At 67.1% G+C, this 19,343-nt stretch carries 11 protein-coding genes; 8 read left to right on the top strand and 3 right to left on the bottom strand.

The genetic code is table 11. The features are described from left to right. Positions 1-103 precede the first annotated feature (103 nt). The 6 genes from ACZYZ9_RS10420 to ACZYZ9_RS10395 all read left to right on the top strand — a co-directional run bounded on the left by ACZYZ9_RS10420 (position 104) and on the right by ACZYZ9_RS10395 (position 12,461). Complete coding sequence (locus ACZYZ9_RS10420; protein WP_463826185.1) at positions 104-1,138, top strand: esterase family protein; 1,035 nt, start codon at positions 104-106, stop codon at positions 1,136-1,138. Between the two features lie 152 nt (positions 1,139-1,290). Next, the gene (locus tag ACZYZ9_RS10415) at positions 1,291-2,202 is read left to right on the top strand and encodes an esterase family protein (RefSeq protein WP_463826184.1); all 912 of its coding nucleotides are present in this window, start codon (positions 1,291-1,293) and stop codon (positions 2,200-2,202) included. A gap of 154 nt (positions 2,203-2,356) precedes the next feature. Beyond that, positions 2,357-3,370, top strand: a complete 1,014-nt coding sequence (gene culp6, locus ACZYZ9_RS10410; RefSeq protein WP_463826183.1) for a carboxylesterase Culp6 — start codon at positions 2,357-2,359, stop codon at positions 3,368-3,370. 277 nt (positions 3,371-3,647) lie between these two features. Next, a complete protein-coding gene (fadD32, locus tag ACZYZ9_RS10405; RefSeq protein WP_463826182.1) occupies positions 3,648-5,537 on the top strand; it encodes a long-chain-fatty-acid--AMP ligase FadD32 in 1,890 nt (629 codons plus the stop codon). Positions 5,538-5,545: 8 nt separating this feature from the next. Further along, a complete protein-coding gene (pks13, locus tag ACZYZ9_RS10400; RefSeq protein ID WP_463826181.1) occupies positions 5,546-10,852 on the top strand; it encodes a polyketide synthase Pks13 in 5,307 nt (1,768 codons plus the stop codon). 34 nt (positions 10,853-10,886) lie between these two features. Continuing rightward, positions 10,887-12,461 carry an acyl-CoA carboxylase subunit beta gene (locus ACZYZ9_RS10395; RefSeq protein WP_463826180.1) on the top strand — a complete coding sequence of 525 codons (1,575 nt, stop codon included), beginning with the start codon at positions 10,887-10,889 and terminating at the stop codon, positions 12,459-12,461. A gap of 8 nt (positions 12,462-12,469) precedes the next feature. Here ACZYZ9_RS10395 and ACZYZ9_RS10390 read toward each other — a convergent pair whose 3' ends face one another. Genes ACZYZ9_RS10390 through ACZYZ9_RS10380 form a run of 3 tightly spaced genes read right to left on the bottom strand, consistent with a single transcriptional unit; the run spans position 12,470 to position 15,687 of the window. Continuing rightward, positions 12,470-12,721 (bottom strand): acyl carrier protein, encoded by a 252-nt coding sequence (locus tag ACZYZ9_RS10390; RefSeq protein ID WP_463826179.1) that lies wholly within the window; start codon positions 12,719-12,721, stop codon positions 12,470-12,472. After that, positions 12,718-14,373: a fatty acyl-AMP ligase gene (locus ACZYZ9_RS10385; RefSeq protein WP_463826178.1), complete on the bottom strand. Its 1,656-nt coding sequence runs from the start codon at positions 14,371-14,373 to the stop codon at positions 12,718-12,720. Before ACZYZ9_RS10385 ends, ACZYZ9_RS10390 begins: the two co-directional genes overlap by 4 nt. 15 nt (positions 14,374-14,388) lie before the next feature. Beyond that, entirely contained in the window at positions 14,389-15,687 is a 1,299-nt protein-coding gene (locus tag ACZYZ9_RS10380; protein ID WP_463826177.1) for an aminotransferase class I/II-fold pyridoxal phosphate-dependent enzyme, read from the bottom strand. Between the two features lie 325 nt (positions 15,688-16,012). On the opposite strand from ACZYZ9_RS10380, the gene ACZYZ9_RS10375 reads away from it, so the two are divergent. Both ACZYZ9_RS10375 and ACZYZ9_RS10370 read left to right on the top strand, forming a co-directional pair. Then, a complete protein-coding gene (locus tag ACZYZ9_RS10375) occupies positions 16,013-16,441 on the top strand; it encodes an MmpS family transport accessory protein (protein WP_463826176.1) in 429 nt (142 codons plus the stop codon). Then, a complete protein-coding gene (locus tag ACZYZ9_RS10370; RefSeq protein ID WP_463826423.1) occupies positions 16,438-19,329 on the top strand; it encodes an MMPL/RND family transporter in 2,892 nt (963 codons plus the stop codon). Before ACZYZ9_RS10375 ends, ACZYZ9_RS10370 begins: the two co-directional genes overlap by 4 nt. Positions 19,330-19,343 lie beyond the last annotated feature (14 nt).

Raw genomic sequence — 19,343 nt, 5'->3', positions numbered from 1 at the left:
ACTGCAGCGCCGCGTGCGTGCAGTCTGACCCAATTCGGGACGCGCCCCCAAGCACATCGATGCGTAAGGACGTGCCACAAGGATGAGGATGAGGAAAGCAAGGATGAAGCTTGTTGACAAGTTTCGTGGCGCCGTGACAGGTATGCCGCGCCGACTCGCGGTGGGTGCTGTCGGCGCCGCCATGCTGGCGAGTCTGGTCGGTTTCGTTGGCGGCTCGGCGACTGCGAGTGCGTTCTCGCGGCCCGGCCTGCCGGTGGAATACCTGCAGGTGCCCTCGGCGGCCATGGGCCGCGACGTCAAGATCCAGTTCCAGAGCGGTGGCGCCAACGCCCCGGCGCTGTACCTGCTCGACGGCATGCGCGCCCAGGAAGACTTCAACGGCTGGGACATCAACACCCCGGCGTTCGAGTGGTACCTGCAGTCCGGCCTGGCTGTCGTCATGCCGGTCGGCGGGCAGTCCAGCTTCTACTCAGACTGGTACAAGCCGGCCTGCGGTAAGGCCGGTTGCACCACCTACAAGTGGGAGACCTTCCTGACCAGCGAGCTGCCCGCTTACCTCGCCGCCAACAAGCAGGTCAAGCCGACCGGTAGCGCTGCGGTGGGTCTGTCGATGGCTGGTTCGTCCGCGTTGATCCTGGCCGCCTACCACCCGAACCAGTTCATCTACGCCGGCTCGCTGTCGGCGCTGCTGGACCCGTCGCAGGGGATGGGCCCGTCGCTGATCGGCCTGGCCATGGGTGACGCCGGTGGCTACAAGAAGGACGACATGTGGGGTCCCACGAGCGACCCGGCCTGGGCGCGCAACGACCCGACGCTGCAGGTGGGCAAGCTGGTGGCCAACAACACCCGCATCTGGATCTACTGCGGTAACGGCAAGCCGTCCGAGCTCGGTGGCGACAACCTGCCCGCCAAGTTCCTCGAGGGCTTCGTCCGCGACAGCAACATCAAGTTCCAGACGGCCTACAACGGCGCCGGCGGTCACAACGCGGTGTTCAACTTCGACGCCAACGGCACGCACGACTGGCCGTACTGGGGTGCGCAGCTGAACGCGATGAAGGGCGACCTCCAGTCGACGCTGGGGGCCACCCCCGGAGCGGGTCCGGCCACTGCGGCCCCCGCCCCCACCGCGGGCACCTAAACCGCGCTGATCGAAACGCAACTGACGGCGGCGACCCACCCGGGTCGCCGCCGTTGGTCGTTGGCCAGTCAGCGCCCCTTTATCCGATCGATACCGGTGTGGTTAGCTACCTTGCGGGCTGTCTGGCTGTCGCGTACTCGATGGAGGTGGACATGAGGGGTCTGTCGGTGCTGCTGAGGCTGCTCTGCGTTGCCGTGTTGGCAATCGCATTCGGCGGTCTGACGGCAGGAGGGGCACTGGGCCCGGTGGGCCCGGCCACGGCTGCCCCGTACGAGACCCTGATGGTGCCGTCGGCGGCGATGGGCCGCGACATCCCGGTGGCGTTCCTGGCCGGTGGACCGCACGCGGTGTACCTGCTGGACGCCGCCGACGCCCACCCCGACGTCAGCAACTGGGTCACCGCGGGCAACGCGATGAACACCCTGGCCGGCAAGGGCATCTCGGTGGCGGCCCCGGCCGGTGGCGCGTTCAGCATGTACACCAACTGGGAGCAGGACGGCAGCAAGCAGTGGGACACCTTCCTGTCCAGTGAGCTGCCGGACTGGCTGGCCGCCAACAAAGGCCTGGCGCCCGGCGGACACGGCGTGGTGGGCGCGTCTCAGGGCGGGTACGCCGCGATGGCGCTGGCGGCCTTCCACCCCGATCGCTTCGGCTTCGCCGGCTCGCTGTCCGGGTTCCTCTACCCGTCGGAGACCTTCACCAACGGCGCGATCCTGGCCGGGTTGCAGCAATTCGGTGGCGTGGACGGCAACGGCATGTGGGGAGCCCCGCAGCTGGGTCGGTGGAAGTGGCACGACCCGTGGGTGCACGAGGCGCTGCTCGCCGCGAACAACACCCGCGTGTGGGTCTGGAGTCCGACCATGGGCGGCGCCAGCAACCCCGCAGCCATGCTCGGCGCCCAGGATGCAGCGATGGGCAACAGCCGGTCTTTCTACCAGCACTACCGCGAGGTCGGCGGCCACAACGGGCACTTCGACTTCCCGGGCGGCGGCGACAACGGATGGGGCTCCTGGGCGGGCCAGCTGGGCGCCATGTCCGGCGACATCGTCGGCGCCATTCGCTGACGATCTTCGGGCCGTAGGGCAGCCGGTACCGTGTAGGGAGCGCGGCGGAGGGCGGTCGTTCCGCACGCCGCGCGGGTGACTGGTAGAGCGCGACGCTGCGCATGCCGCGCGCAGACTCACCCAGCCCCGACCCGGACTCTGTTAGCAGGAGAACATGGCCAACAACGCTGCCCGCCGCCGCCGACACCGCCGCCTTGCCTGGTTGGCGGCGGGTTCGATGGCATTGGTGGTGGCGCTGGTCATCGTGGCCGGGGTGATGCTGCTGCGGCATCGGGACACCGCGCCCAGCGCCGTCCCGCCCGGCGTGCTGCCGACCGGTCCGACGACCTCCCAGCACCGCAAACCCCGGCCCGCCACGCAGGACGCGTCGTGCCCCGACGTGCAGCTGGTGTCGGTGCCGGGCACCTGGGAATCGTGGCCGACCGATGACCCGCTGAACCCGGTGCAGTTTCCGCGGGCGTTGCTGCTCAACGTGACCGGCCCGATCAGCCAGCAGCTCCCGGCCGGCCGGGTGCAGGCGTACACCGTCCCGTACACGGCGCAGTTCCGCAATCCGCTCAGCAACGACGGTCAGATGACCTACAACGACAGCCGCGCCGAAGGCACCCGCGCGACGGTCAAGGCGCTGACCGACATGAACAACAGATGCCCGCTGACCAGTTATGTGTTGATCGGCTTCTCGCAGGGCGCGGTGATTGCCGGCGACGTGGCCGGCGACATCGGCAACGGGCTGGGACCCGTCGACGAGGACCTGGTCCTGGGTGTGACGTTGATCGCCGACGGCCGGCGTCAGGGTGATGTTGGCAACAACATTCCGCCCACCCCACCGGGGGTGGGCGCCGAGGTCACCCTGCACGAGGTCCCGGTGCTGGCCGGGCTCGGCCTGACCATGACCGGTGCGCGGCCCGGCGGCTTCGGTGCACTCAACGCCCGGACCAATGAGATCTGCGCTCAGGGCGATCTGATCTGCGCGGCGCCGAAGGAGGCGTTCAGCCCGGCCAACCTCCCGACCACGCTGAATACGCTGGCCGGCGGCGCCGGGCAGCCCGTCCACGCGATGTACGCCACCACCGATTTCTGGAGTTCCGACGGTCTGTCGGCCACCCAGTGGACGTTGAACTGGGCGCAGGGTGTGCTGGACAAAGCACCCCATCCCAAGCACGGCTGACCGGTCCCGCACGGCGGGCAGTTAGACACACTCTCTAGTGCGGCGGCACCGAGCAGGATAAGGCGTACCTTGTGATTTGGTCAGCTGTGCGCCGCCCCTTAACATTAAGAGAAAATTAAGAGCATGTGGTTGACCCGATCGGGTCAGAGTTGGCAACGACGAGCGCCCAAGCGTCAGTCGGTGCCGGCCCGCGCGCGTAGCGATAGTCGGCGTAGTTGGCCGAGAACAGTTCGTCGGCTTGGCCGACCTTAGAAGGTTTTCGACAGGAGAGTGCGGCATGGCGTACCACAACCCCTTCGTAGTGAACGGCAAGATCAGGTTCCCCCAGAACACCAACCTGGTTCGGCACGTCGAGAAGTGGGCCAAAGTGCGCGGCGACAAGCTCGCGTACCGCTTCCTGGACTACTCCACCGAGCGCGACGGCGTCGAACGCGACATCTTGTGGTCGGAGTTCAGTGCCCGTAACCGCGCCGTCGGGGCCCGGCTGCAACAGGTCACCCAGCCCGGTGACCGCATCGCCATCCTCTGCCCGCAGAACCTGGACTATCTGATCGCGTTCTTCGGCGCGCTGTACTCGGGCCGCATCGCGGTACCGCTGTTCGACCCGGCCGAGCCCGGGCACGTCGGCCGGTTGCACGCGGTGCTGGACGACTGCACCCCCTCGACCATCCTCACCACCACCGACGCCGCCGAAGGAGTGCGCAAGTTCATTCGGGCCCGGTCGGCCAAGGAACGGCCCCGCGTCATCGCCGTCGATGCGGTGCCGAACGAGGTCGCCGCCACCTGGCAGGAGACCGAGGCCGACGAGACCACCATCGCGTACCTGCAGTACACCTCCGGTTCCACCCGCACCCCGACCGGTGTGCAGATCACCCACCTGAACCTGCCGACCAACGTGCTGCAGACGCTGGTCGCCCTGGAAGGCGAAGAAGGCGACCGCGGTCTGAGCTGGCTGCCGTTCTTCCACGACATGGGCTTGATCACCGCGCTGTGCGCGCCGGTGCTGGGGCAGAGCTTCACCTTCATGACGCCGGCCGCATTCGTGCGGCGTCCCGGCCGCTGGATCCGCGAACTCGCCCGCAAGCCCGGTGAGACCGGCGGTGTTTTCTCGGCCGCACCGAACTTCGCGTTCGAGCACGCCGCGGTCCGCGGGCTGCCGAAGGAAGGCGAACCGCCGCTGGACCTGAGCAACGTCAAGGCGATCCTGAACGGCAGCGAACCGGTGTCGCCGGCGTCGATGCGCAAGTTCTACGACGCCTTCCGGCCGTACGGATTGCCCGAGACCGCCGTCAAACCCTCTTACGGCCTGGCCGAGGCGACGCTGTTCGTCTCCACCACCCCCAGCGACGAGCCGCCGACGATCATCCACGTCGACCGTGACGAGCTGAACAACCAGCGCTTCGTCGAGGTGTCTCCCGACGCTCCCAGCGCCGTCGCCCAGGTGTCCGCGGGCAAGGTCGGCGTCGACGAGTGGGCGGTGATCGTCGACACCGACACCGCCAGTGAGCTGCCGGACGGCCAGATTGGCGAGATCTGGCTGCACGGCCAGAACCTGGGCATCGGCTACTGGAACAAGGAAGCCGAGACCACCGAGACGTTCAAGAACATCCTGAAGTCGCGGATCAGCCAGTCCCACGCCGAGGGCGCCGCCGACGACGGGCTCTGGGTACGCACCGGCGACTACGGCACCTACCACAACGGGCACCTCTATATCGCGGGCCGGATCAAGGACCTGGTCATCATCGACGGCCGCAACCACTACCCGCAGGACCTCGAGTACTCCGCGCAGGAGGCCAGCAAGGCGTTGCGGACCGGCTACGTGGCCGCGTTCTCCGTCCCCGCCAACCAGCTGCCACAGAAAGTGTTCGACGACCCGCACACCGGCCTGACCGCCGACCCCGAGGACACCTCCGAGCAGCTGGTGATCGTCGCGGAGCGTGCCGCCGGGACGCACAAGCTCGACTACCAGCCCATCGCCGACGACATCCGGGCGGCCATCGCGGTGCGCCACGGCGTGACCGTGCGTGACCTGCTGCTGGTATCGGCCGGAACCATCCCCCGAACCTCGAGCGGCAAGATCGGTCGCCGCGCGTGCCGCACCGCCTACCTGGACGGCAGCCTGCGCAGCGGCGTCGGATCGCCGACGGCGTTCGCCACCTCCGACTGAAGGTAGCCATGTCTGATCTGAACGAGTCTCAGGAGAACACGCCTGCCGCAGGAATGACCGTCCCCGAAATGCGCCGCTGGTTGCGCGAATGGGTGGGCAGGGCCGTCGGGAAGTCTCCCGACGACATCGACGAGTCGGTGCCGATGGTGGAGCTGGGGCTGGCCTCGCGCGACGCCGTCGCCATGGCCGCCGACATCGAAGACCTGACCGGTGTCACTTTGTCGGTCGCGGTCGCATTCCAGCACCCCACTATCGAGTCGCTGGCGACCCGGATCATCGAAGGCGAGCCCGAGACCGCGGACCAGGGCGGCGACGACGCGGACTGGACGCGTAACGGACCCGCCGAGCGCGTCGACATCGCGATCGTGGGTCTGGCCACCCGGCTGCCCGGCGACATGAACTCGCCCGACGAGACCTGGGCGGCGCTGATGGAGGGCCGCGACGCCATCACCGACCTGCCCGAGGGCCGCTGGTCGGAGTTCCTGGAGGAGCCTCGGCTGGCCGAGCGCATCGGCAAGGCGCGCACCCGCGGCGGCTACCTCAAGGACATCAAGGGCTTTGACTCCGAATTCTTCGCCGTCGCCAAGACCGAAGCCGACAACATCGACCCGCAGCAGCGGATGGCGCTGGAACTGACCTGGGAGGCGCTCGAGCACGCCCGCATCCCGGCGTCCAGCCTGCGCGGCGAGTCCGTCGGCGTGTACGTCGGCGTCTCCAACAACGACTACGGCTTCCTGGCCATCTCGGACCCGACCGTCGCCCACCCCTACGCGATCACCGGTAACTCGAGTGCGATCATCGCCAACCGGGTGTCGTACTTCTACGACTTCCGCGGCCCCTCGGTCAGCGTCGACACCGCCTGCTCGAGTTCGCTGGTGGCCATGCACCAGGGCGTGCAGGCGCTGCGCAACGGTGAGGCGGACGTCGTCGTCGCCGGAGGTGTCAACGCACTGATCACCCCCGCGGTGACGCTCGGCTTCGACGAGATCGGCGCGGTGCTGGCGCCCGACGGCAAGATCAAGTCGTTCTCCGCCGACGCCGACGGTTACACCCGGTCCGAGGGCGGCGGCATGCTGGTGCTCAAGCGGGTCGACGACGCCCGCCGCGACGGTGACCAGATCCTGGCCGTCATCGCCGGCAGCGCGGTCAACCACGACGGCCGGTCCAACGGTCTGATCGCGCCGAACCAGGACGCGCAGGCAGACGTGCTGCGCCGCGCATACAAGGACGCGGGCATCGATCCGCGCACCGTCGACTACATCGAGGCGCACGGCACCGGCACCATCCTGGGCGACCCCATCGAGGCCGAGGCGCTGGGCCGGGTCGTCGGCCGGGGACGTCCGGCGGACCGTCCGGCCCTGTTGGGTGCGATCAAAACCAATGTGGGACACCTGGAGTCGGCGGCCGGTGCGGCCAGCATGGCCAAGGTCGTGCTCGCGTTGCAGCACGACAAACTGCCGCCGTCGATCAACTTCGCCGGTCCCAGCCCGTACATCGACTTCGACGGGATGCGGTTGAAGTTCGTCGACACCGCGACCGACTGGCCGCGGTACGGCGGGTATGCCCTGGCCGGGGTGTCCAGCTTCGGCTTCGGCGGCGCCAACGCGCACCTGGTGGTGCGCGAAGTCCTGCCCCGCGACGTGATGGAACGGGAGTCGCGCGAGCCGGAGCCGGCCGCGCCCCAGGTTCCCGTCGTCTCCGCCGGCGGCGACCTCGCCGAAGGTGAGGGTCACGCGCTGCGTTTCGACGAGTTCGGCGAGATCATCTCCGACGAAACGTCGGCCGCCGAGGTGGAGTACGAACTGCCGGGCATCACCGAGGAAGCGCTGGCGCTCAAGGCGGCCGCGCTGGAAGAGCTTGCGGCACAAGACCTTCCGGAGCCGCTCTATCCACTGGTGGTGTCGGCGTTCCTGACCTCGCGCAAGAAGGCGGCCGCCGCCGAACTGGCCGACTGGATGGAATCGCCCGAGGGCCAGGCGTCGTCGCTGGAGTCCATCGGTCGTGCGCTGTCGCGGCGCAACCACGGGCGGTCCCGGGCTGTGGTGCTGGCCCGCAACCACGACGAGGCGATCCAGGGCATGCGCGCGGTCGCCGAAGGCAAACAGAAGCCGAACGTGTTCAGCGCCGACGGGCCGGTGACCAACGGTCCGGTGTGGGCGATGGCCGGTTTCGGTGCGCAGCACCGCAAGATGGCCAAGAGCCTGTACCTGCGCAACGAGGTGTTCGCCCAATGGATCGAGAAGGTCGACGCACTGATCCAGGACGAGCGCGGTTACTCGGTGCTCGAGTTGATCCTGGACGACTCGCACGAGTACGGCATCGAGACCAGCAACGTCACCATCTTCGCGATCCAGATCGCGCTGGGTGAGCTGCTCAAGCACCACGGCGCCAAGCCCGCCGCGGTGGTGGGCCAGTCGCTGGGCGAGCCCGCGTCGGCCTACTTCGCCGGCGGTCTGTCGCTGGCGGATGCCACCCGGGTGATCTGTTCGCGCTCGCACCTGATGGGCGAGGGCGAGGCGATGCTGTTCGGCGAGTACATCCGGTTCATGGCGATCGTCGAATACTCCGCCGACGAGCTCAAGACGGTGTTTGCCGACTTCCCCGGCCTGGAGGTGTGCGTCTACGCCGCCCCCAGCCAGACCGTGATCGGCGGCCCGCCCGAGCAGATCGACGAGATCGTCGCCCGGGCGGAAGCCGAGGGCCGGTTCGCCCGCAAGCTGCAGACCAAGGGTGCGGGCCATACCTCCCAGATGGATCCGCTGCTCGGTGAGTTCGCCGCGGAGCTGCAGGGCATCACGCCGATGTCGCCGACCGTCGGCATCTTCTCCACCGTGCACGAGGGCACCTTCATCAAGCCCGGCGGCGAACCCGTGCACGACGTCGCGTACTGGATGAAGGGGATGCGGCACTCGGTGTACTTCACCCACGGCATCCGCAACGCCGTGGACAGCGGGTTCACCACCTTCCTGGAACTGGCCCCCAACCCGGTCGCGCTGATGCAGATCGGGCTGACCACCGCCGCGGCGGGTCTGCACGACGCCCAGCTGATCGCGACGCTGGCCCGCAAGCAGGACGAGGTCGAGTCGATGATCTCGGCCATGGCCCAGCTCTACGTGTACGGCCACGACCTGGACGTGCGCACCCTGTTCCCGCGGCCGGCCGGGCCCGCCGGACCCGACGACTTCGCCAACATCCCCCCGACGCGGTTCAAGCGCAAGGAACACTGGCTGGACGCGCACTTCGCCGGCGACAGTTCGGTGCTGATGCCGGGCAACCACGTCGCGCTGCCCGACGGTCGGCACGTCTGGGAGTACGCGCCGCGCGACACGACGGATCTGGCCGCGCTGGTGCGATCCGCCGCGACGGCGGTGCTGCCGGATGCGCAACTGACCGCCTCGGAGCAGCGTGCGGTACCCGGTCCGGGTGCCCGGTTGGTGACGACGTTGACCCGCCATCCCGGCGGTGCCTCGGTGCAGGTGCACGCCCGGATCGACGAGTCGTTCACGCTGGTCTACGACGCGTTGGTGACCCGCGGCGGTGCGCAGTCGGTACTGCCCGCGGCGGTCGGCGCGGGCACGGCCGTGGTGGCCGCCGAGACCGCGGTCCCGGAGGCGCCGGCCGACGAGGACGCCGAGACGCTGACGGACAGCCTGACCAACCGGTACCTGCCGTCGACCGTGGGCCGGTGGTCGCCGGATTCCGGGGAGACCATCGCCGAACGCCTCGGCACCATCGTGGCGGCGGCCATGGGTTACGAGCCCGAGGACCTGCCGTGGGAGGTGCCGCTGATCGAGCTCGGCCTGGACTCGCTGATGGCGGTGCGGATCAAGAACCGCGTCGAGTACGACTTCGACCTGCCGCCGATCCAGCTGACGGCGGTGCGCGACGCCAACCTGTACAACGTCGAGAAGCTGATCGAGTACGCGATCGAGCACCGCGAAGAGGTCGCGGCGCTGCACGAGCATCAGAAGTCGCAGACGGCCGAGGAGATCGCCCGGGCGCAGGCTGAGATGCTCAGCGGCGCGACGCCGATGTCGGTGACCGCGCCCGCGCCGGATCCGCAGGCCGAGCCCGAGACGCAGGCCGAGCCCGCGCCCCAGGCCGAGCCCGCGACCCAGGCCGAGGCCGCATCGGTCCCGCCGCCGTCGGATGTGCCCATCCCGCCGCCCCCGACCGACCCGTCGGGACCGAAGGGTGCGAACGTGGCCGCGGTGTCGGAGGCGCTGAGCCAGGAAGCCGTCGCCAAAGCACTGAACTCCGACGTGCCGCCGCGCGACGCCGCCGAGCGGGTCACCTTCGCCACGTGGGCGATCGTCACCGGCAAGTCCGCGGGCGGCATCTTCAACCCGCTGCCCAAGCTCGACGAGGACAAAGCGGCCAAGATGGCGCAGCGGCTGTCCGAGCGGGCCGAAGGCCCGATCACCGTCGAGGACGTGCTGAGCTCGGCGAACATCGAAGAGCTCGCCGACAAGGTGCGTAACTACCTCGAGGCCGGGGTCATCGACGGCTTCGTGCGCACCCTGCGCGCGCGGCCCGAGGGCAGCTCCACCCCGCCGGTGTTCGTCTTCCACCCGGCCGGAGGCTCCACCGTGGTCTACGAGCCGCTGCTGAACCGGCTACCTCCCGACACCCCCATGTACGGGTTCGAGCGCGTCGAAGGGTCCATCGAAGAGCGTGCCGCGCAGTACGTGCCGAAGCTGATCGAGATGCAGGGCGACGGGCCCTACATTCTGGTCGGCTGGTCGCTGGGCGGGGTGCTGGCCTACGCGTGCGCGATCGGGCTCAAACGGGCGGGCAAGGACGTCCGATTCGTGGGTCTGATCGACGCGGTGCGCGCCGGTGAGGAGATCCCGCAGACCAAGGAAGAGGTCCGCAAGCGCTGGGACCGCTACGCCAAATTCGCCGAGAAGACGTTCAACGTCACCATCCCGGCGATCCCTTACGAGCACCTCGAGGAACTCGACGACGACGGCCAGGTGCGGTTCGTGCTCGAAGCCATCAGCCAGAGCGGCGTGCAGATCCCGGCCGGGATCATCGAGCACCAGCGCACGTCGTACCTGGACAACCGCGCGATCGACACCGCGGAGATCCAGCCTTTCGACGGCCACGTCACGCTCTACATGGCCGATCGTTACCATGACGACGCGATCATGTTCGAGCCGCGGTATGCCGTCCGCAAACCAGACGGCGGCTGGGGCGAGTTCGTTTCCGACCTCGAGGTCGTGCCGATCGGTGGCGAGCACATTCAGGCCATCGACGAACCGATCATCGCCAAGGTGGGCGAGCACATGAGTCGCGCCCTGAAAGAGATCTGACGAGATCCAGCCGGACGAGCAAGGTAGGCGCGTAGTGACGGGTACAGAACCGACTCCGGTGATACACACGACCGCGGAGAAGTTGGCGGAACTGCACCAACGGCTGGAGCTGGCCAAGGAACCCGGCGGCGAGCAGGCCGTGGCCAAGCGGGACAAGAAGGGCATCCCCAGCGCCCGCGCCCGGGTGCATGCCCTGGTCGATCCGGGGACGTTCTTCGAGATCGGCGCGCTGTGCAAGACCCCGGGCGATCCCAACGCCCTGTACGGCGACGGTGTGGTCACCGGACACGCGCTGATCGACGGTCGCCCGGTCGGGGTGTTCTCGCACGACCAGACCGTGTTCCAGGGCACGGTCGGGGAGATGTTCGGCCGCAAGGTCGCCCGGCTGATGGAGTGGTGCGCGATGGTCGGCTGCCCGATCATCGGGATCCAGGACTCCGGCGGCGCCCGGATCCAGGATGCGGTCACCTCGCTGGCCTGGTACGCCGAGCTCGGCCAGCGGCATGAGGCGCTGTCCGGGGTGGTGCCGCAGATCTCCCTCATCTTCGGCAAATGCGCTGGGGGAGCGGTCTATTCGCCCATCCAGGACGACCTGCTGGTCTCGGTGCGCGACCAGGGCTACTTCTTCGTGACCGGGCCGGACGTGATCCGCGAAGTGACCGGGGAGGACGTCACCCTCGACGAGCTCGGCGGCTCCGACGCGCAGGCCCGGTACGGCAACATTCACCAGGTCGTGAACTCCGAGGCCGAGGCGTTCCAGTATGTGCGGGAGTTCCTGTCGTTCCTGCCGTCCAACTGCTTCGACAATCCGCCGGTGATCAATCCCGGGCTGGAACCGGAGGTCACCTCGACCGACCTCGAGCTCGACGCGATCGTGCCGGACTCGGACAACATGGCCTACGACATGCACGAGATCCTGCTGCGGATCTTCGACGACGGCGACTTCCTGGACGTCGCGGCCCAGCACGGGCCGGCCATCATCACCGGGTTCGCCCGGGTGGACGGTCGCCCGATCGGCGTGATCGCCAACCAGCCCATGCACCTGTCCGGCGCGATCGACAACGAGGCCTCGGACAAGGCGGCGCGGTTCATCCGGTTCTGTGACTCCTTCCAGCTGCCGCTGGTGTTCGTGGTGGACACCCCCGGTTTCCTGCCCGGCGCCGAGGAGGAGAAACGGGGCATCATCAAGCGCGGCGGCCGGTTCCTGTACTCCGTGGTGGAGGCCGACGTGCCGAAGGTGACCATCACGATCCGCAAGTCCTACGGCGGCGCGTACGCGGTGATGGGCTCGCGGCAGCTGACCGCCGATTTCAACTACGCCTGGCCCACCGCGCGCATCGCGGTGATCGGCGCCGAGGGCGCCGCGCAGTTGCTGATGAAGCGCTTCCCCGACCCCACCACGCCCGAGGCGCAGCAGATCAAGAAGGACTTCATCGAGGGCTACAACCTCAACATGGCGATTCCGTGGACGGCGGCCGAACGCGGCTTCATCGATGCGGTGATCGACCCGCACCAGACGCGGCTGTTGCTGCGCCGGTCGCTACACCTGTTGCGGGACAAGCAGAATTGGGCGCGGCTGGCGCGCAAGCACGGCCTGATCCCGATCTAGGGGGTCGATCAGCCCGATGAACGCGCGCCGTTGATGTGCAGCGACACCCAGTCGACAACCTCGCGCACTGTCTCGATGGGGGCATCGGGTTCTTCCAGCGGGGTCTGCAAGTGGTTCTCCAGCGTGGCAACGAGTTCCATCTTGCGGGGCGAGTCGTAGCCCAGATCGTCGACGAGGTGCGAATCGATCGTCACCGGCGCCAGGCGGTCCGGGGCCAGCGATGCCACCACCGAAATGATCTGTTGTTCCAGCACACTCATAGCGGTACGACCTCTCCGAACATTTCCCGGGCGGCGACGTGGCGGATCTTGCCCGACGGTGTCTTAGGTACCCGACCCTTGCCGACCAGCAGCACCGTGGGGCTCAAACCCGTTGCGCCGCGCACTCGTTGAGTGATCTGCCGACGAATGTTCTGACAGATGTCCTCGGGGTAGTCCGCGACGGTCTCGGCGACGATCCGGATCTCCTCCCGCCGGTCGGGCAGCGTCACGCCGAACGCGACGACGCCGCCGCGTCGGACGCCTTCGGCCGATGCGGTGAGACGCTCGATGTCGGCGGGAAAGATGTTGCGCCCGGCGACGATGATGACGTTTTTGAGCCGGCCGCACACCACGATCTGGCCGTCCTCGGTCAGGTAGCCGAGATCACCGGTGTGGAACCAGCCGTCGTCGTCCACCGCGGCGACTTCACCGGCCACGGTGAGATAGTGCCGCGTGACGGACTCGCTGCGGATCGCGATCTCGCCCATCTCGCGCGGTTGCCGCGCGGTCCCGGCCGCGCCGGCGATCCGGACCTCCATACCGCTGATCGGTGGTCCCAGCACCGCCAGTCGCTTGGTCGCGGTGTCACCGGCATCCGCCGGTACGGCCAGCCCACGATTCTCCAGCTCTTCGGAGGACACCGTGTCGTAGGACAGCGGTTCGTCGACCGGCGAAAATGACACCGCCACTGTGGCTTCGGCGAGCCCGTAGGCTGCTCCGACCGCCGAGGCGGGCATGCCGAAGCGTCCCGCTTGCCGCGCGAACTCCACCATGGTCTCGGGGTCGATCGGTTCCGCCCCGGTGACGACGCAGCGCAGGCTGCTCAAATCGTAGGTACCGTCCGGAACGGCGTTCAGTCGGCGACTGGCGATGAGGTAGGCGAAGTTCGGTGCCGCAGTGACGGTGGCCCGCTGCTCGCTCGCGACCCGTAGCCAGTTCAACGGCGATCTCACAAACTCGGTCGGCGGCAGGATGACGGCGTGGGTGCCGAAGAACATCGGCGCCAGCAGGTAGGCGATCAGACCCATGTCGTGCGACAGCGGCAGCCAGCTCACGGTGGTGTCGGACTGTGCATCCAACTTCACCTCAGCCACCATCGACGCGATATTCGCGTACAGGTTGCGATGGGTGATGGCAACAGCTTTCGGTTCACCGGTGGAACCGGAGGTGAGCTGGTAGAGGCCGATGTCGTCCTCGCCGGGTAGGCCGTCTTCGTCGCGGAATTCGAAATCCGGCCATTGCGGCGGTATCTCGACCACCCGGAAGCCCGCCGCACGCAGCGTCGCGGCAGCCATGCCGAAAGGTTCGCCGACGAGCACGCACTGGGAGTCGAGCATGCTCAAGGCACGTTCCATACCGGCGTGCCAGTCGGCGAGGCCGGCTTGGGAAGTCGGCTGCTGCAGCATGGTCACCGCGGCGCCGAGTCGCCAGACGCCCTGCAGGATGGCGGCGACGTCGAGCGGGTCGGCAGCCAGCACGCTGACCCTGCTGCCGTGCGTCACCCCTGCGGCGGCCAGCATGCCCGCCACGTTGCCTGCCGTGCGATGGATATCGCGCCAGCTCGTGAACCTCAGATCGGTCACGGTGCCGGAACGCAATCCAGTTGTGGAATGTGCTGCCACCACACCGATCTGGTCGGTGAATCTGCTCATGTCAGCTCCAGGTTCCTAACTCGTGGCGCCGAGTACCGCCGCGGCGATGACAGCTACCGCCTGGTCGATCTGAGCGGGCGAGTGCGCCGCCGACACGCTGCAGCGCAGCAGGCTGTCGTTTTCGCCCACGGCCGGGGCGACCGCGAGCGCACAGAAGAGGCCGTTGTCGTACACCTCGTTCCACGCCGCGATGGCGTGGTCCTCGCGACCGATCCAGACCGAGACGTGTGGCGCCACCGCCTGCGACCCGTCCGACAACGTGATGCTGCTGCCCGCCGACAGGCCGTGCGACATCAGGCCGTCGCGCAGCCGACGGGCGTTGGCCAGGACAGCCTCGGCGCGCTGGGCGCCTTCCGGGCTGCGAATGATCTCCACTGCGGCCAGGCTCGCCGCCAGCGCCGCCGGGGCGGCTGTGGCGGTGAATGTGTGTGAGCTGGAGTGCAATCGGAGGAAATCGATCAGGTCGCGTGAGCCGGCAATGAAACCACCGGTGGACGAGATCGCCTTCGACATGCTGCCCATCACCACGTCGACGTCTGCCAGGCAGCCGTACTCCTCGGCGATGCCGGTGCGCCGTGGCCCGAAGACACCGAGGCTGTGCGCTTCGTCGACGAAGAGTCCGACGTTGTACCGGTCGGCCAGGGCGACGAGTTCTGCCATCGGCGCCACATCGCCACGCATGGAGTACAAGCCGTCGATCGCGATCATCTTCGTTCCGCCGCGGTCCGCGGTGCGAATGAGGTTCTTCTCCAGCGAACCCAGGTCGTTGTGGTCGAAGAACCGGGAACTGGCTCCGGACAAGCGGATACCGGCGTGAATAGAGGTGTGCGCCTCACTGTCCGGATACACCAGATCGGTGGCACCGACCAGCGCGGTGATCGCACCGACGTTGGCCAGAAAGCCGCTGTTGTAGACAAGCGCCGCTTCGGTGCCGTACCAGTCGGCCAGCACTTCTTCCAGCTCGACCTTGACGCCCAGCGTGCCGCAGAAGGGCGGGGCACCGCCGCACGAGGAGCCGTACTTCACCGTCGCCCGGTTCGCGGCTTCGATCAAGCGGGGGTCACCGCCCAGGCCCAGCGCATTGTTCGAGCCGAGCATGATCCGGGACTTTCCCCCGATGGTGGACGTGGCACCCGGGGTGGATTCCATCAGCCGAAAGAACGGCAGCCTATTACCTGCTTCGTAGGACCGCATACTGGCCAATCGGCTATCTCGTTCGGCGCGCGGATGAATACCGAGTCGCGAACTCTGACGCTCGTTGCCGGCACGCGGGCGGTCCGGGGCCGCGGCGGCAGACCCGACGTTGCCGGTCACGACCAGTGCCCGGTGTCGGGCAGCCGTCCACCGTCGAAACCCGCACCGTCGAAGCCGGTTTGGGGGAAACCGAACCTGAGACGCCTACTCCTGTATGCCACTCACCCATCCAATCTGGTCGGTTGGATTGCCGTCCGTGCAAGCATGAAGGACTGTACGAGCTTCAGCATGGATTCGTATCTCTTTCGCCGAGAAACAAATGATTTAGGTCCCTGCGCCAATGCGCAACATTTCACGGTTGTTTTGCGTATAAAGGATCGTCCGGAGTCGTGATTCGTCCGCGCAGCGCACGAGTGGTTACGTGTAGTTATCGATAGGGGCCTCGATGATCCGCTTCCTCCGACGCATGTGGATACCGATCGTTGTGGTGCTGGTGGCGGTCGCCGGGACGGCTACGGTCCTTCGGTTGCACGGTGTTTTCGGGTCGCAGCACCGCGTCTCGAACGCCGGCGACGTCGACGCAATCGTCGAGTTCAACCAGAAACACGTGCTGTATGAAATCCTCGGTCCGACAGGGCGAACCGTGACGGTCAACTATCTGGATGCCAGCGGCCACTCACATGAGGTCGACGACGCGACGTTGCCGTGGTCGTTGCCGATCGTGACCACCTTGACCGCGGTGGTGGCCAATGTGGTCGCGCAGGGGGACAGTGACAACCTCGGTTGTCGCATCACGGTCAATGGTCAGATTCGAGATCAACAGATGGTCTCAGCTCATCACGCTCAGGCCAGTTGCCTGGTGAAATCGGCGTGAGCGGCGACGGTTCGCCCGGCCGACTGGATGCCTTCGCGCGGATCCTTCGCCGGTTTGCCGTGCCGGTGGTGTTGTTCTGGATCGCCCTGACCGCTGTCGCCAACGTCGTGGCACCCGAGTTGCAGGAGCTGTCCAAGACGGAGTCGGTGTCGCTGAATCCCCCCGACGCACCGTCTATGATCGCCATGAAGCGCATCGGCAGGGATTTCCGCCAATTCGATTCCGACGCAACCGCTATGGTCGTGATCGAGGGCCAGCAGAAGCTGGGCGACGAAGCGCACCGGTTCTACGACCGGTTGATTGCCAGACTGTCGCAGGACCGTGTTCACGTCGAACACATCGACAACTTCTGGGCCGACCGGCTGACTGCCGCGGGTTCGCAGAGCGTCGACGGCAAAGCCGCCTATGCGCAGCTGTATCTGGCCGGCGATATCGGTGGATCGCGGGCCCGGGATTCCATCCTGGCCGTCCGCGAAATCGTGGACGGCCTACCGCCGCCGCCGGGGCTGCGGGCTTACGTGACAGGTCCGGCTCCGCTGTCGGTCGATCTGGACGCGTACGGAGACCGCAGCCTGCAGAAGATCACCATCGCGACCGTCGTGGTCATCGCGATCATGCTGCTGCTGGTCTACCGTTCCATTTCCACCGTCGTGCTGATACTCGCGACGGTCGGCATCGAACTGGCGGCGGTCACCGGCGTCATTGCTGTGCTGGCCAGCAATAAATTCTTCGCCCTCACCACGTTCGCGACCAGTCTGCTCATCCCGGTGGCGATCGCCGCCGCCACCGACTACGTCATCTTCCTGGTCGGGCGCTATCAGGAGGCCAGGGCTGCCGGCGCGGACCGAGAAGCGGCCTATCACAGCATGTTTCGCGGGACTGTCTACGTGATCTTGGGATCGGGCACCACGGTCGCCGGAGCACTGTTCTGCCTGAGCCTGGCCAGGCTGCCCTACTTTCAGAGCCTCGGATGGCCTTGCTCGATCGGGCTGCTGGTAGCGGTGGTGGCGTCGTTGACGCTGGCTCCCGCCGTGGTCTGGATAGCCAGCCGCTTCGGGGCATTCGAATCCAGAACGACGAACCGGACCCGCTGGTGGCGCCGGGTGGGCACCATCGTGGTCCGCTGGCCCGGGCCGGTTCTGGTGGCGACGGTGCTGATGTTGATGGTCGGACTGCTCGCGCTGCCGAAATACGAGACCAACTACAACGACCGCTATTACATCCCCGGGGCGGCGCCGTCCAGTGTCGGCTACCGCGCGGCGGACCGCCATTTCGCGCAGGCACGCATGGAACCGGAGGTCCTCATGATCGAAGCCGATCACGACCTCCGGAATCCCACTGACATGCTGATTTTGGACAGGATCGCCAAGAACGTCTTTCACCTGCCCGGTATCGCTCGCGTGCAAAGCATCACCCGGCCGCTGGGCGGACCGATCGACCACACCTCGATCCCGTTCCAGATCGGCATGGAAAGCGCGATGACGCAGCAGAACCTGAAGGGGCTCAAAGACCGGGTGGCCGACATGACCAAGTTGACCGATGCGATGCAGCAGATGATCGAGATCACTGAGCGCACCGAAAGCTTGCAGCGCCAGCTTGCCGACACCACCCACGAGATGAACCTGCGCAGCCAGCGGATGCGGGCAACCGCCAACGAATTGCGCGACCGGCTCGCCGATTTCGATGACGTATGGCGGCCGGTGCGCAACTATTTCTATTGGGACCGACACTGTTTCAACATCCCGGTGTGCTCGTCGCTGCGCTCTCTCTACGACGCCACCGACGGCGTCGACAAGCTCACCGAAGACCTCGGGAGCTTCGCCGACAGTCTCGCGCAATTCGACACTCTCCAGCCGCAGCTGCTGAGCCAGGTTGCTCCGATGATCGCGACCATGCGACTGGTCAAAGACCTTGCGCAAACTCTGACGAGCAGCTTCTCCGGGATGGTCACCCAGATGGAGAAGATGGCGCGCAACGGAACCGTGATGGGCGAGGCATTCGATAACGCCAAGAACGACGACTCGTTCTATCTGCCGCCGGAGGCCTTCGAAAACCCGGACTTCCAGCGCGGTCTGACCCTGTTCCTGTCGCCCGACGGTGACGCGGCGCGGTTCGTCATCACCCACCAGGGTGACCCCGCAACGGCTGTGGGCATCTCACACATCGACCCGATCATGCAGGCCGCGACCGAAGCCGTGAAGGGAACTCCCTTGGCCGAGGCCGACTTCTACCTGGCCGGCACCGCCTCCACCTACAAGGACATTCGGGACGGCTCGACCTACGACCTGCTCATCGTCGTGGTGGCGTCGCTGTGCCTGATCTTCATCATCATGCTGGCCATCACCAAGAGCGTCGTGGCCGCCGCGGTCATCATCGGCACGGTCACGCTCTCGCTGGCCTCATCGTGTGGACTTTCTGTCCTTGTCTGGCAACACATCCTGCACATGCCGCTCAACTGGTTCGTTCTTGCGATGGCCGTGATCGTCATGCTCGCGGTCGGCTCCGATTACAACCTGTTACTGGTGGCGCGCTTCCAGGAAGAAATCGGTGCCGGCATCAACACGGGCATCATCAGATCGATGGCCGGCACCGGCCGGGTCGTCACCACCGCCGGACTGGTGTTCGCGGTGACCATGGGCGCGATGGTGAGCAGCGATCTGCGCGTCATCGGGCAGATCGGCACCACGATCATGATCGGGCTGCTGTCGGACATCCTCATCGTCCGGTCGTTCATGACGCCGGCTATCGCGGCGCTGCTGGGCCGGTGGTTCTGGTGGCCGCAGGTGGTCCGCTCCCGAGCGGTTCAGACCCGGCGCGCGCCCTCGCCCTCGCCCTCGCCTTCGCCCTCGCCCGAGCAGCAGCCAGTGGGTGCTGTGCTGCCCAGCTGAGCGACATGCCGGAC

It is taken from the genome of Mycobacterium sp. IDUB_28 (genome assembly GCF_055419285.1).
The sequence above is the reverse complement of the archived record's forward strand: the minus strand, read 5'-3'. Positions and strand labels throughout refer to the sequence as shown.

Bases quoted from the DNA above. Each gene is read 5' to 3' on its own strand.
- ACZYZ9_RS10420 (WP_463826185.1), top strand. From the start codon at position 104: ATGAAGCTTGTTGACAAGTTTCGTGGCGCCGTGACAGGTATGCCGCGC.
- ACZYZ9_RS10415 (WP_463826184.1), top strand. From the start codon at position 1,291: ATGAGGGGTCTGTCGGTGCTGCTGAGGCTGCTCTGCGTTGCCGTGTTG.
- culp6 (WP_463826183.1), top strand. From the start codon at position 2,357: ATGGCCAACAACGCTGCCCGCCGCCGCCGACACCGCCGCCTTGCCTGG.
- fadD32 (WP_463826182.1), top strand. From the start codon at position 3,648: ATGGCGTACCACAACCCCTTCGTAGTGAACGGCAAGATCAGGTTCCCC.
- pks13 (WP_463826181.1), top strand. From the start codon at position 5,546: ATGTCTGATCTGAACGAGTCTCAGGAGAACACGCCTGCCGCAGGAATG.
- ACZYZ9_RS10390 (WP_463826179.1), bottom strand. From the start codon at position 12,721: ATGAGTGTGCTGGAACAACAGATCATTTCGGTGGTGGCATCGCTGGCC.
- ACZYZ9_RS10385 (WP_463826178.1), bottom strand. From the start codon at position 14,373: ATGAGCAGATTCACCGACCAGATCGGTGTGGTGGCAGCACATTCCACA.
- ACZYZ9_RS10375 (WP_463826176.1), top strand. From the start codon at position 16,013: ATGATCCGCTTCCTCCGACGCATGTGGATACCGATCGTTGTGGTGCTG.